Origin of the sequence: Lysobacter gummosus, from assembly GCF_001442805.1 — a bacterium.
GTDB lineage: Bacteria > Pseudomonadota > Gammaproteobacteria > Xanthomonadales > Xanthomonadaceae > Lysobacter > Lysobacter gummosus.
In genome coordinates, this window is the sequence record NZ_CP011131.1 from 1,817,364 (window position 1) to 1,830,508 (window position 13,145).

The 13,145-nt window shown below is 69.5% G+C and carries 12 protein-coding genes; 8 read left to right on the plus strand and 4 right to left on the minus strand.

Annotated elements, in window-relative coordinates:
• Positions 1 to 59: 59 nt before the first annotated feature.
• Both LG3211_RS07535 and LG3211_RS07540 read right to left on the minus strand, forming a co-directional pair.
• On the minus strand, positions 60 to 2,405 hold the full coding sequence (locus LG3211_RS07535; RefSeq protein WP_057942291.1) for a TonB-dependent receptor: 2,346 nt from the start codon (positions 2,403 to 2,405) through the stop codon (positions 60 to 62).
• 115 nt (positions 2,406 to 2,520) lie between these two features.
• Positions 2,521 to 3,672 carry a mandelate racemase/muconate lactonizing enzyme family protein gene (locus LG3211_RS07540; protein WP_057942292.1) on the minus strand — a complete coding sequence of 384 codons (1,152 nt, stop codon included), beginning with the start codon at positions 3,670 to 3,672 and terminating at the stop codon, positions 2,521 to 2,523.
• A gap of 89 nt (positions 3,673 to 3,761) precedes the next feature.
• Here LG3211_RS07540 and LG3211_RS07545 point away from each other — a divergent pair, with 89 nt between their 5' ends.
• The 6 genes from LG3211_RS07545 to LG3211_RS07570 all read left to right on the plus strand — a co-directional run bounded on the left by LG3211_RS07545 (position 3,762) and on the right by LG3211_RS07570 (position 9,351).
• On the plus strand, positions 3,762 to 5,498 hold the full coding sequence (locus LG3211_RS07545) for an SMP-30/gluconolactonase/LRE family protein (protein ID WP_057942293.1): 1,737 nt from the start codon (positions 3,762 to 3,764) through the stop codon (positions 5,496 to 5,498).
• Between the two features lie 4 nt (positions 5,499 to 5,502).
• Positions 5,503 to 6,261: an SDR family NAD(P)-dependent oxidoreductase gene (locus tag LG3211_RS07550; protein ID WP_057942294.1), complete on the plus strand. Its 759-nt coding sequence runs from the start codon at positions 5,503 to 5,505 to the stop codon at positions 6,259 to 6,261.
• Position 6,262: 1 nt separating this feature from the next.
• Positions 6,263 to 7,156, plus strand: a complete 894-nt coding sequence (locus LG3211_RS07555; RefSeq protein ID WP_057942295.1) for a 2-dehydro-3-deoxygalactonokinase — start codon at positions 6,263 to 6,265, stop codon at positions 7,154 to 7,156.
• Complete coding sequence (locus tag LG3211_RS07560) at positions 7,153 to 7,797, plus strand: 2-dehydro-3-deoxy-6-phosphogalactonate aldolase (protein ID WP_057942296.1); 645 nt, start codon at positions 7,153 to 7,155, stop codon at positions 7,795 to 7,797. Before LG3211_RS07555 ends, LG3211_RS07560 begins: the two co-directional genes overlap by 4 nt.
• A gap of 73 nt (positions 7,798 to 7,870) precedes the next feature.
• Positions 7,871 to 8,872 carry a YwqG family protein gene (locus tag LG3211_RS07565; protein WP_057942297.1) on the plus strand — a complete coding sequence of 334 codons (1,002 nt, stop codon included), beginning with the start codon at positions 7,871 to 7,873 and terminating at the stop codon, positions 8,870 to 8,872.
• The gene (locus tag LG3211_RS07570) at positions 8,872 to 9,351 is read left to right on the plus strand and encodes a GNAT family N-acetyltransferase (protein ID WP_057942298.1); all 480 of its coding nucleotides are present in this window, start codon (positions 8,872 to 8,874) and stop codon (positions 9,349 to 9,351) included. Before LG3211_RS07565 ends, LG3211_RS07570 begins: the two co-directional genes overlap by 1 nt.
• A gap of 124 nt (positions 9,352 to 9,475) precedes the next feature.
• Here the strand turns inward: LG3211_RS07570 and LG3211_RS07575 are convergent, their stop codons facing one another.
• Together LG3211_RS07575 and LG3211_RS07580 are read right to left on the minus strand one after the other, a co-directional pair.
• Positions 9,476 to 9,670, minus strand: coding sequence for a hypothetical protein (locus LG3211_RS07575; RefSeq protein ID WP_148648792.1), 195 nt, complete (start codon positions 9,668 to 9,670; stop codon positions 9,476 to 9,478).
• 292 nt (positions 9,671 to 9,962) lie between these two features.
• Entirely contained in the window at positions 9,963 to 10,823 is an 861-nt protein-coding gene (locus tag LG3211_RS07580; RefSeq protein WP_057942300.1) for a 23S rRNA (adenine(2030)-N(6))-methyltransferase RlmJ, read from the minus strand.
• Between the two features lie 191 nt (positions 10,824 to 11,014).
• Between LG3211_RS07580 and creB the strand changes: the two genes are divergently transcribed.
• Both creB and creC read left to right on the plus strand, forming a co-directional pair.
• A complete protein-coding gene (creB, locus tag LG3211_RS07585; protein ID WP_057942301.1) occupies positions 11,015 to 11,686 on the plus strand; it encodes a two-component system response regulator CreB in 672 nt (223 codons plus the stop codon).
• 7 nt (positions 11,687 to 11,693) lie between these two features.
• Positions 11,694 to 13,136 (plus strand): two-component system sensor histidine kinase CreC, encoded by a 1,443-nt coding sequence (creC, locus tag LG3211_RS07590; RefSeq protein ID WP_057942302.1) that lies wholly within the window; start codon positions 11,694 to 11,696, stop codon positions 13,134 to 13,136.
• The last annotated feature ends 9 nt before the right edge of the window (positions 13,137 to 13,145 follow it).

Sequence of the window (13,145 nt, forward strand, 5' to 3'; positions counted from 1 at the left end):
CATCTCCAATCCGGAGCCGCGCAGCGTGTGCGGCGGCTCCGTGGCGGGGCGGCGCGTGCTCAGAAGCGCACGCGGAAGGTCAGGCCGCCGTAGCGGCGGAAATCCCGCGCCAACTGCTGGGCGTAGGCGTTGGCGCCGGCGGCGCCGCTGACGGCCATGATGTTGGCGGCGTACTGCTCGTCGAACAGGTTCTTGACGAACACGCCCAGCTCGTACTTGCCGCCGTCCCAGATCAATCCCGCCGACAGGTCGGCGACGCCGTAAGCGTCCTGCAGCATGTCCGGGTTCTGGCTGATATCGAACACCACCCGGTCCTGCCAGCGGTAGTCGGCTTGCAGGTAGCCGTCGAGGCGGCCGCTGAGCGGACCTTCCAGGCGGGCGCCGAGGGTGTAGCGCCACTTGGGTGCGTTCATGAACGGCTTGCCGTCCAGATCCTGCACCGCCGGCCGGCCGGCGCCGGCGGACACGCAGCCCTGCGCGGCGGTCTGGCCGCTGTAGCACGGGCCGTTGGGCACGTCCTGGAAACGCGCGTCCAGATAGGTCGCGCCGCCGCTGAGGCTGAAGTACAGGTTCGGACGCAGGACGAATTCGGCCTCCACGCCGTCGATGGCGACGGTGCCGGCGCTGGTCAGCACCACCAGGCCGGTGGCGGCGTTGAAGGTCTGCGCCTGATAGTCGTCGAAGCGAGTGCGAAAACCGGTGAGGTTGAGCCGCAGCATGTCGTCGAACAACTGGGTCTTGAGCCCGGCTTCGAACTGGGAGGAGGTTTCCGCCGGCGCCGGCCCGGCGGCGAACTGAGCCGCGGTGAGCCCCAGCGTGGCGGCGATGCCCTCGCTCTTGTAGCCGGTGCTGTAGCTCAGGTAGCCGGTGATCTTGGGGGTGAATTCGTAGGTGGCGCTGAGCTTGCCGATGGTGGCGCGGTCGCCATAGCGGCCGGTGACCGGGCCGAAGGCGGGATTGGTCGCGGGCTGATTGGAGCCGTTGAAGAAACCCGACACCGGGCGCACGAAGCGCAGGGTCTGCTTTTCGTCGAGATAGCGCAGCCCGCCGGTTACGGTGAAGCGGTCGCTGAGGTGCCAGTTGGCCTGGCCGAACAGCGAAGCGTTGCGGGTATCGACGCGGGAATGGCCGGCCAGTACCGCTTCGTCGCCGGGCACGATCGGCACGATGCCGCCATCGGGCGCGATCAAGGCGACCGCGCCGAGGTTGAGGCCGCGCCGGTCGAGCGAGTTGTAGACCGAGCCGTCGAAGTAGTACAGGCCCACCACGTAATCGAAACGGCCGCCGGTGGGCGAGGCCAGGCGCAGCTCCTGGGTGGTGGTGCGGCTGGATTCGAGATTGCGGTTGCTGCGGATCAGCCGCGCCTGGGTGTCGTCGAGGTCGACATTGCTGTCGTTGGCGAACTTTCGCCACGCGGTGATGCTGGTCAGCGTGTAGTCGCCCAGGCCGATGTCGGCGGTCAGCGAGGCGCCGTAGTTCTTCTGGCGCACGAACGGCGATACATCGTTGTTGACCTGATCGTTGCCGCGGCCGACCGGCGTGCCGGTGACCGGCGAACGCGGGTTGTTGCTGGCGCGGATCAACGGCAGCGCGCAGCAGTCGGCGTCGAGCCTGGAGTAGTCGGCGCTCAGGGTTACGCCGGAGCGCTCGTCCGACGAGCGCCAGGCGAGCTTGCCGCGCGCGCCGTAGGCTTCCTGATCGTTGACGCTATCGCCGCTGGCGCGGTTGCGGACGTTGCCGTCCTGAGTGCGGTAGAAACCAGCGAAACGGTAGGCCAGGTTCGGCGCCAGCGGGCCGGACACCGAGCCGTTGATCCGGCGCTCGTTGTCCTGTGCGAGCAGCGCCGAGACCTCGCCGGTGGTGCCGTCGAAGTCCGGCGCGCGGGTGATCACGTTGACCACGCCGGCGGAGGAGTTCTTGCCGAACAAGGTGCCCTGCGGGCCGCGCAGCACTTCCACGCGTTCGATGTCGCCCAGGTCGCTGAAGGCCGAGCCGGGGCGTTGCAGCACCACGCCGTCGACCACGGTCGAGACGCTGGGCTCCACGCCGGTGGAGAACACGTCGGTGCCGACGCCGCGGATGCGGATGGAGTTGTTGCGCAGCTCGTTGCCGGCCGAGAAGGTCACGCTCGGCACCAGCGTGGCGAGGGCGCTGATGTCGGTGGCGTTGATCCGTTCCAGCGACTCCGCGCCGACCACCGAAACCGCCAGCGGAATCTTCTGCGCGTTCTCGCGCCGGTGTTGGGCGGTCACTTCGATCGCGTCGAGCGTGGTGGCCGCGGTGGGTTCGTCGGCGGCGGCCTGCGGGGCCGGGGCCGGTTCGGCCGGGGCGCTCTGAGCCCGGCTCAGCGACGGTTGCGCGGCCAGAGCCGCAAGCACCGCCAGCGCCAAGTGTTGCTTGTGCATTTGTCACACCCTCCCGAGGTGGTCGCTTGGCCGCGCGTCCGGAGCGTTTCCGGGGCGACGCCGATGCCGTTATAGCACTGCTTTCCGAAATAAGGAACTAAGTTCCACAAATTGGTCAGTAAGCCGGTTTGGTCGGAAACCAGCCCGGGCGGGCAGGGTCCAGATAGGCGCCGGCGATGTCCTCCACCCGGTAGGTCTCCAGCGCCGCCTCGTCCACTTCCACGCCCAGGCCGGGCCCCATCGGCACCTCGAAGGCGCCGTCGCGCAGCACCGGCGGATTGCGCACGATGTCCGCGGCCAGGTAGGCGCGTTCGGTGTCGATGGCAATACTCATATTCGGAATGGAGGCCGCCAGGTGGACATAGGCGGCCTGGGACAGCCCCAGCTCGGCGCCGCTGTGCAGGGTCACCGGCAGGTCGGCGCCTTCGGCGATGGCCGCGGACTTGATCGTCTGCCACAGGCCGCCGGCCTCGTGGGGGTCCAGCAGGATCACGTCGGCGGCGTCGGCGCGCACGATCGCGGCCACGTCCTCCAGGGTGTAGGCGCTTTCGTCCAGCGCCACCGGAGTGGATTGGGTGCGGCGCAGCAAGGCGTGGCCGGACAGGTTTTCCAGCGGCAGGGGTTGCTCGATGTAGGCCAGATCCAGCGGCTCGAAGCGGCGCAGCAGGCGCTTGGCCGTGCCCGGATACCAGGCGCCGTTGACGTCGGCGCGCAGCGGCGCATCGCCGATGCGCCGGCGTACCGCGTCCAGCAAGGCGAAGTCGGCGGCCTCGCCGAAGCCGATCTTGGCCTTGAACGTGCCGTAGCCCTGGTCGAGGAACCAGGCCGCCTTGTCGGCGCAGGTGCGCGGGTCGGCCAGGAACAGGTAGGCCGAGGCCGGCACGCGCTCGCGCCACAGCCCGCCCCACAGCGCGTGCAGCGGCTGGTTCGCGGCTTTGCCGAGCGCGTCCCACATGGCCATTTCCATGCATGCGGTCGCCATCACCGCGGCGCGCTTGTGGTGGTAATAGCCTGCGCCGAGGACGTGCCGGCCGAAGCGTTCGATCTGGCTGGGGTCGTAGCCGATCGCCAGCGGCGCGACGATCTTGTCGAACACCGCCCGCACCGTCTCGATCAGGCAGATCGTTTCGCCCCATCCGACGATGCCGGCGTCGGTGTCGATCCGGCAGACCAGGCGGGTGGCGCCGGTGCGGGCGCCGGAGGCCCAGGCGATGGATTCGGTGAGGGGGATGCGTAGCATCCAGTGGCGGACCTGGGTGATCTTCATGGCGCGGCTCCGGCGGCGGGGTTGCGAGATCGCCGTTCTATCACATAGTATTGGAACTATCATCCCGCATATTGGGAAAAGGAAGGCCGATGGCGGAGAACAATCTCGATATGGACCGGTCGGAGTCGGACGACCCGGGCGAAAGCGATAAGCGTTTCGCCATTCCGGGCGCGCAGGCCCTGTCCAAGGGGCTGTACTTGTTGGGGCTGATCGCCGAGGCGCCGCACCCGCTGCGTTTCGGCGACCTGATCCGTTACTCGGGCATGCCCAAGAGCACCCTGCACCGGATGCTGCAGACCCTGCTCGACTTCCGCCTGATCCGCCTGGACGAAAACGCGCAGACCTATCACCTGGGCCTGCGCCTGTTCGAGATGGCGCACAAGGTATGGAGCGAGTTCGACTTGCGCAGCGCGGCCGAACCGGAACTGCTGCGGCTGCGCGAGGCGGTCCAGGAAACCACCCGCCTGGGCGTGCTCGACGGCGACGACGTGCTGGTCATCGATCAGCGCGATCACATCCAGGGCATGCGCATGGCCAACGGCGTCGGCAGCCGCCTGTCGGCCGGCGCCAGCGCGATCGGCAAGGCGTTGCTCGCGTACCGGCCGCCGGAAGAACTGCAACGCTTCCTGGCCTCCAGCACGCTCAAGGCGCTGACCCCGAACTCGATCCTCAACCCGATCGAACTGCAACGCGAACTCGACCTGATCAAGGCGCGCGGCTACGCCGTCTCGGTCGAGGAATCCAACCTCGGCGTGAGCGCCGTGGCGGCGCCGATCCTGGACCACCGCGGCCAGTCGATCGGCGCGGTCTGCATCGTCGGGCCTTCCTTCCGCCTGCCTTCCGATCGCCTGCATGCGCTGGGGCGCGATGTGATCGAGGCCGCGCGCCGCATTTCCGGCAACGTAGGTGAAACCTTCATGTCCATCTCCAGCGCCGTCAGTCCCAGCCACGCGGCCGACCGCGAAGTGGATTGCGCGATCCCGCACAGCGCGTTCCTCGGCGAGGCGCCGTACTGGCTCGGCAACGGCCAGTCGCTGCTCTGGGTCGACATCCTGGCGCCGGCGGTGCACGTCTCCAGCGCGGTCACCGGCGACACCCGCACCACGCCGCTGGGCGAACTGATCGGCGCGGTGGTGCCGCGCCGGCGCGGCGGCTATGTCGCCGCGACCCAGAGCGGCTTTCGCAGCCTGGACCTGCGCAGCGGCGAGATGGCGCCGCTGGCGAGCCCGCCGGGCATGTCCGGCCACCGCTTCAACGACGCCAAATGCGACGCCGCCGGACGGATGTGGGCCGGCACTCTGGCGCTGGACGCCAGCCCCGAGCGCGGCTCGCTGTACCGGTTCGGCGTGGACGGTTCGCTGCGCGAAATGGAAAGCGGCTTCGACATCTGCAACGGCATGGGCTGGAGCCCGGATTCCAAGCGCTTCTACCTGGCCGACTCCGGGCGCCGGACCATCTACGCCTACGACTTCGACCTGGCCTCGGGCGAATTGTCCAACCGCAGCGTATTCGTCCACTTCGGGCCCAGCGACGGCATGCCCGACGGCCTGGCCATCGATGCGCAAGGCCATCTATGGTGCGCGATGTGGGACGGCTGGGCGATCCGCCGCTATGCGCCCGACGGCACCCTGGAGCGGACCATCGACCTGCCGGTGCCGCGGCCGACCAGTTGCGCGTTCGGCGGCGACGATCTCAAGACGCTGTACATCACCACCGCGCGGATTCGCCTGTCTGCGACCCAACTGGCGGCGGCGCCGCTGTCGGGCAGCGTGCTGTCGGTGCGCGTGGACGTGGCCGGCGCGCCGGTCGGCGAATACGGGGGCTGACGACATGGCCGTGTATCCCTCGTTGCGAGGCCGGGCGGTGCTGATCAGCGGCGGTGGCGCGGGCATCGGCGCGGCGATGGTCGAGGCCTTCGCCTGGCAGGGCGCGCAGACGTTGTTTCTGGAGTTGGACGCGGCCGCCGCCGAGGCCACCGCGCGACGCGTGGCCGGGCTGGGCCTGCCGGCGCCGCGTTATCGGGTTTGCGATTTGCGCGACATCCCGGCGTCGCTGCGCGCGGTGGAGCAATTGCTGGAAGGACGCGCGGCGGACGCGCTCATCAACAATGCCGGCAACGACCAGGCGCAGCCGTTCGGCGAAGTCGGCGTGGCCGATTGGGACGATCGCGTCGCGGTCAACCTGCGCCATCAATTTTTTCTCGCCCAGGCAGTGGCCGCGCCGATGCGCGCCGCCGGCCGCGGCGTCATCGTCAATCTGGGCTCGATCTCGTGGATGTTGGGCGTGACCGGCGTTCCGGTGTACGCCACATTGAAATCCGCGGTGGCGGGGCTGACCAAGAGCCTGGCGCGCGAACTCGGCGGCGACGGCATCCGCGTCAACGCGATCGCGCCCGGCTGGGTGCTGACCGAGCGGCAACTGGAAAAGGGCCGCCGCGATCCGGACAAGTTCACCCGCTATCTCGAGCGCCAATGCTTGAAAACCCACCTGCGGCCCGGCGACGTGGCCGAACTGGCCCTGTGGTTGTGCGCCGATGAAAGCGCGATGTGCACCGGCCAGACCTTCATCGTCGACGGCGGAGTGATCTGAGGTGACGGCCGCGGCGGCGCTGATCGGCGTGGATTGGGGCAGCACCCATCTGCGCGCTTACCTGATCGACGAGGACGGCTCGGTGCTGGAGCGCAGCGAGTGGGCCGCCTGCGGCGCGCCGGCGCTGGCGATCGGCGAGCATGCCGGCGCGCTCGCGCGGGCGATCGCGCCGTGGCGCGGGCTGGAACTGCCGATACTGGCCTGCGGCATGGTCGGCGCGCGCAACGGTTGGCGCGAAGTGCCATATCGCAGCGCGCCGGCCGATGCGGCGTCGTTGCGCGCCGGCCTGCTGCAAGCGCAGCCCGGCGTGTGGCTGGTGCCGGGCGTGCTCGACGCGACAGACCCGGATCGGGTCGAGGTCATGCGCGGCGAGGAAACCCAGATCCTCGGCGCGCGCGAGCCGGACGAGCGCGCCGAGGAGGCTTTGGCGATCTGCCCCGGCACGCACAGCAAATGGGCGCGGCTGCGGCGCGGCAGCATCGTCGGACTGCGCACCTGCGTCACCGGCGATCTGTACGCGGCGCTGCGCGAGCGCTGGCCCGGGGTGGAACCCGCGTCGCCGGCATGGGCGGCGTTCGATCGCGGAGTCGCGCGCGGCGCGCGCGAGCCGCTGGCCTCGGCGCTGTTTTCCGCGCGCGCCGACTACGCTACCCGGCGCCTGCAGCCGGAAGAACTGCCCGACTACCTCTCCGGCCTGCTGATCGGCGCGGAAATCGCCGCCTGCCGCGATCTGGCCGGCGCCGAGGCGCCGTTGCTGATCGGCGCGCCGGCGTTGGCCGCGCGCTACGGCCGGGCGATGCGCGCGCAGGGCTTGGCCGAACCGTCGCAACGCGACGCCGCCGCCTGCGTGGCGCGCGGATTGATGCGCATCTGGCGCGAGAAAGGGGAACGATGAAATCCAAGACATTCCTGCTGGAGCATCCGGTGGTGGCGATCCTGCGCGGCCTGACCCCGGAGCGCGCGCTGGCGGTGGGCGATGCGCTCTATCAGGCCGGCGTGCGGGTGATGGAAGTGCCTCTGAATTCGCCCGACGCGTTGCTCAGCATCCGTCTGCTGGCCGCGCATTTTCGCGAGCGCGCCCTGATCGGCGCGGGGACCGTGCTGGATGTCCGCCAAGTGGTCGCGGTGGCCGAGGCCGGTGGCGGCTTGATCGTGTCGCCCAACGCCGATGAAGCCGTGATCGACATCAGTCGCCGCAGCGACCAGTTGTCGGTGCCTGGAGTGTGCTCGCCGACCGAGGCGTTCCAGGCGCTGCGCGCCGGTGCCGACGCATTGAAGTTGTTTCCCGCCGAAGTGTGGGGAGCGCACGGATTGCGCGCGCTGCGCGCGGTGTTGCCGCCGGATATCGCGATATTCGCCGTCGGCGGAGTGACGTTGGCGAACCTGCGCGACTGGCGATTGGCCGGCGCCAACGGCGTGGGCATCGGCTCTTCGCTGTTCAAGCCAGGGATGAGCGACGCGCAGATATCGCGAGCGGCGCGCGATTTCGTCGAGGGCTGGAGCGAAGCGGCGCGGGTACCCGCCGTCGCCGGCTGAGCTTCGCCGACACCTCGCTTACGCCCCGTCTGCGGCGATAATGGGCGCTGGGACGATCGGGGCGAGGGACGCGATGAAGACGGGCAAGGCGGTAATGATGTCGATCGCGCTGGTGACGGCGGGTCTGGCCGCGATCGGCGGCGTCGGGTATGTGCTGGTTCGCAAGCTGGATGAGCCGCCGCGGGCCGAAGCGCAGTCGCCCGCGGCGGAAGTCGAGCGGCCCCAGTCCGGGAACTGTTCCGCGCACGATGAAAACGCCAAGGCCAAGGCGATCCTGGCGCCGGTCGCCGACGCTCTGCAGCGCAGCGAACGTCCCGTCGCGCATATCGCTCTGGCAGAGCTCAAGAACGACGACGTCCACCTGAGCAAGGTCGGCGGGCGCGCCTATTGGGCCGCCGGCCGCGACTACCCGCGCGATGCCAAGGGCCAGCCGATGTTCCTGCTGGCGCAGATCGATCTGAGCCAGCCGCCGAAGCGGGCCGACTATCCGCAACGCGGACTGCTGCAGTTCTTCATCTCCGGCGACGACTTCTACGGCGCCAATCTCGACGACGCCCACGGCAGCGATCGCATGCAGGCGCTGGCGCAGCAGAAAGGTTTTCGCGTGGTGTATTGGCCCGACGCCTCGGCGCCGGCGATCGCGCCGCCGCCGGCGTTGGCCGGCAAGGATTCGCTGCCGTTCGATCCGGCCAAGCCGCGGCGGATGGTTTTTCGCGCCGATCACGAAGCTATCGGCCTCAACGACGCCGGCTTGAATAAGACGCTCGGCAGCGACGTGGACAGCGTGATCGAACGCTACGCCGCGCAACACCCGGACGATCGCACGTCCGATGAGGATCTGCACGACGCCGTCGCCGACTATCTGGAACGTACCGGCAGCAAGCTGGGCGGTTACCCCGATTTCACCCAGCAAGATCCGCGCGAGGCCTCGGACCGGCGCGTGCTGCTGCTGCAGCTCGACAGCGACGAGGAGATGATGTGGGGCGATTCGGGCATCGCGAATTTCTTCATCGATCCCGACGATCTGGCCCGTGCCGATTTCAGCCGGGTGTCGTATCACTGGGATTGCTATTGATGCATTTGCGCGCTTACACCCCGGCCGATCGCGAGGCCTGCCTGAACTTGTTCGCCAGCAACGTGCCGGACTATTTCGCCCAGATCGAACGCGCGGATTTCGAACACACGCTCGATTCGATTCCCGATTACCTGGTGTTGGAGTTGGAAGGCGAGGGCATCGTCGCCTGCGGCGGTTACGCGGCCGGGCGTCCCGATCCGGCCAGCGATCCCGATCCGAACGCCGGCGTGGCCGTGTTGTGCTGGGGCATGGTGCGCCGCGATCTGCATCGCCGCGGCCTGGGCGAGCGCTTGTTGAGCGAGCGCCTGCGCCGGATCGACGCCGATCCCGCGTTCGCCTCGGTGCGGATCGAAACCTCCACCTTCAGCCGCGATTTCTTCGCCCGCCACGGCTTTGTCGTCACCCGCGAAGAGGCCGACGGTTTCGCGCCGGGTTACGACCTGGTGGAAATGCGCCGGCCGGTGCCGTGGCCGCGCTGAGCGGCGACGAAGATGGCGGCGCCGGAGTCGGCGCAAGCGGGCATCGCGGCGTCCTTCCCGATAGCTTCGTTATCGCTCAGCGCCCGGAGAGCCGTGGCCCTCCGGACGCGGACGATCAAAGAGATCAGGGCAACACGCAACCGCAGCGGCGATAGCACTGGATATAGGCCAGTTCGCAACCCGAGCCGGTGCAGGTGTCGTGAGCGCGCTCGCAACCCAGCCGGCAGGTGTTGTTGCAGGCGGCGACCGCGCTGGTGGCCAGGCCGATACCGAAGGCGAAGGCGCATACGGCAAGAATGGCGACTTTCTTCCTTAGCATGACGAATTCCCTCTCCACGCCCATCATTGGGCGCAGCCGTGATACGCCCGGGCCGGCGTGGCTCGCAAGCCGGCGCGAGCGGAACTGTGACTTCGAGGTGAGGGTTTCGCCACCGCAATGAGCGCGGCGCGGGGCAGGGTAAGCGACGGCGCGCGCGCCAGAATCGAAGTCGCCGGCGGCGCGGCCATCGCCGGCAAACGCAATCGGCGATGGCGTTCGCCGGGCGCGCGGCGGCCTTATCGTTGCAGTGCAGCGCGAAATCGCGGCGCCGCGCGCGGCCCGGCGCCCGGGCTCAGTCGGCCTGCTTGAGCCAAGTGACCGCGGAGCCGGCGTCGGCGGTTTCGCCCAGCGTGCGCGCCAGCACCGGCAGCGCCTCGCTGAGGACGCGGTCGAACTGCCACGGCGGATTGAGCACCAGCAGGCCGCTGCCGTTCATGCGCAACGGCGAATCGTCGGCGCGCACCAGCAGTTCGGCGGTGAGGATGGATTTGGCCGGCAAGGTCGCGGCGCGGCGGTAGAACGGCTGCAGCGCGCGCCGGCGCTTGATCGGATACCACAGCACGTAGCTGCCCTGCGGCCAGCGCGCCTGCGCCTCGCGCAGCGCGCCCAGGGCGGTGTCGAATTCTTCCAGTTGCGCTTCGAACGGCGGATCGATCAGGACCAGTCCGCGGTTGTAGCGGGTGGCGCCGAACTTGGGCGGCAGCAGCGCTTTCATCGCCGCGTAGCCGTCGCGCTGGTGCACGGCGATGCGCGCATCGCGCTCGAAATTGTGCTTGAGCTGCTCGGCTTCCTCCGGCTGCAGCTCGCAGGCGGCGATGCGGTCGTCGGCGCGCAGGGCGTGGCTCAGCAGCCAGGGCGAGCCCGGATAGGCCGAGGGGCCGTGTTCGGTGCGGCAGGCGCGCACCGCGGCCAGATAGCGGCCGATCGCCGGCTGCTTGGGCGCTTCGGCCAGCAGGCGGCCGATGCCGCCCTCGGCCTCGCCGGTGCGCAGCGCCGAGTTGCCGTCCAGCGGATACAGCCCGCGGCCGGCATGGGTGTCGAGCGCGAACAACGGCGCCGGCTTGGCGGTCAGCGCGTCGCACAAGGCCAGCAAGGCGACGTGCTTGAGCACATCGGCGTGGTTGCCGGCGTGGAAGGCGTGGCGGTAGTTCATGGGCGACGGGATTCGGGATGGGGGGATTCGGGATTCGCCAAAGCGGGGCGAGGCGAGCGGCGCATTATGCGGGCGGTTCGGGGCAATGCCGGCGCCGGCGCGGAAATTCGGGATTTCCCAGCCTACCCCCATAATGGCCGCGCACCGCGCTTTTGCGAATCCCCGATCCCGAATCCCCAATCCCGGCCCTAATGCGCATCCTCCTGGTAGAAGACGAATCCGCCATCGCCGACACCGTGCTCTACGCGCTGCGCGCGGAGGGGTTCGAGGCCGTGCACTGCCTGACCGGCGGCGAGGCGCTGCGCGAGGCCCAGCGCACCGCCTTCGATCTGGCCGTGCTCGATATCGGCCTGCCCGATATCGGCGGCTTCGCCCTGTGCCGCGAATTGCGTCGCGGGCGCGATCTGCCGGTGATCTTCCTGACCGCGCAGAACGCCGAGGCCGACCGCATCCTGGGCCTGGAGATCGGCGCCGACGACTACGTCACCAAGCCGTTTTCGCCGCGCGAGCTGGCCACGCGCGTGCGCGTGGTGCTGCGCCGGGCCGGCGCCGGCAGCGCCCCGATCGAGCCGGAAGCCGGCTTCGTCCACGACACCGAAGGCAAGCGCATCCGCTTCCGCGGCCAGGCGTTGGATCTGACCCGCTACGAATACGGCCTGCTGGCCGCGCTGCTGCAGCGCCCCGGCGCGGTGCTGTCGCGCGCGCAGCTGATGGACCGGGTCTGGGGCGACGCGCTCGACAGCGGCGACCGCACCGTCGATACCCACATCAAGACCTTGCGCGCCAAGCTGCGCGAAGTCGCCGCCGACAGCGACCCGATCCGCACCCATCGCGGCCTGGGCTACTCGCTGGAACACGACTGAGCCGCGCATGCGCATCGGCCTGCGGATCTTCCTGGGGTATTTCCTGATCGTCGCGCTCGCAGCGACCTTGCTGGCGCGGGTGTTCGTGGCCGAGGTCAAGCCCGGCGTGCGCCAGGCGATGGAAGACACCCTGGTCGATACCGCCAACATCCTGGCCGAACTGGCTTCGGACGATTTCCTCGCCGGCCGCATCAACGACGGCGACTTCGCCAAGCGCGCGCGCGCGCTGGCTTCGCGCGAGGTCAGCGCGGCGATCTGGGGGTTCCGCAAGCCGGCGGCGAGCTATCGCGTCTACGTCACCGACGCGCGCGGCATCGTCGTGTTCGACAGCACCGGCCAGGATGTGGGCAGCGATTATTCGCGCTGGAACGACGTCTATCTGACCTTGCGCGGCCGCTACGGCGCGCGCTCCAGCCCGGGCGAGGGCGGCGATCCGGACGACACGGTGATGCACGTGGCCGCGCCGATCCGCGACGACAGCGGCCGCATCGTCGGCGTGTTGAGCGTGGCCAAGCCCAATCGCGCGATCGCGCCGTTCATCGCCCGCAGCCAGTCGGTGGTGACGCGCTGGGGCTTCGTGCTGATGGGCGCGGCCTTGCTGATCGGTGTGGGCGTGTCGTGGTGGTTGTCGCGCCAGATCGGCCTGCTGCGGCGTTACGCCCATGCCGTCACCGCCGGCGGGCGCGCCGCGCCGCCGCGCGCGGCCGGCGAATTCGGCGAACTCGGGCGCGCGCTGGAAACCATGCGTTCGCGCCTGGAAGGCAAGCAGTACGTCGAGCAGTACGTGCACACGCTGACCCACGAAATGAAGAGCCCGCTCGCGGCGATCCGCGGCAGCGCCGAGCTGCTGGAATCGCCGCCCGGCGAAGGCGGCATGTCCGACGCCGACCGCGCGCGCTTCGCCGGCAGCATTCGCGGCCAGGCCGAACGGCTGGCGCAGATGATCGACAAATTGCTGGCACTGGCGGCGGTGGAGCATCGTCAGAGCCTGGACAGACCCGAGCCGGTGGCGCTGGCGGCGATCGCGCAGGAAGCGGCCGAGCAATGTGCGCAGCGTCTGGATCGGTCCGGGGCCAAGTTGTTGCTGGATCTGGAACCGAATCTGGCGCCGGTCAGCGGCGATGCGTTCCTGCTGCGGCAAGCCCTGATCAACCTGATCGACAACGCCGCGGATTTTTCCCCGGCCGGCGGCGAGATCGTGCTGCGCCTGCGTCGCGACGGCGACACGCAACGCATCGAAGTCAGCGACCGCGGCCCGGGCGTGCCGGACTACGCGGTCGGCCGCGTGTTCGAACGGTTCTATTCGCTGCCGCGTCCGGCCGGCGGCAGCCGCAGCAGCGGCCTGGGGTTGTGCTTCGTCGCCGAAGTCGCGTCCTTGCACGGCGGCGGCGCGGAGCTGGTCAATCGCGATGAGGGCGGCGCGCGCGCGAGTCTGTCCGTGCCGGGCTGAGCGCCACGG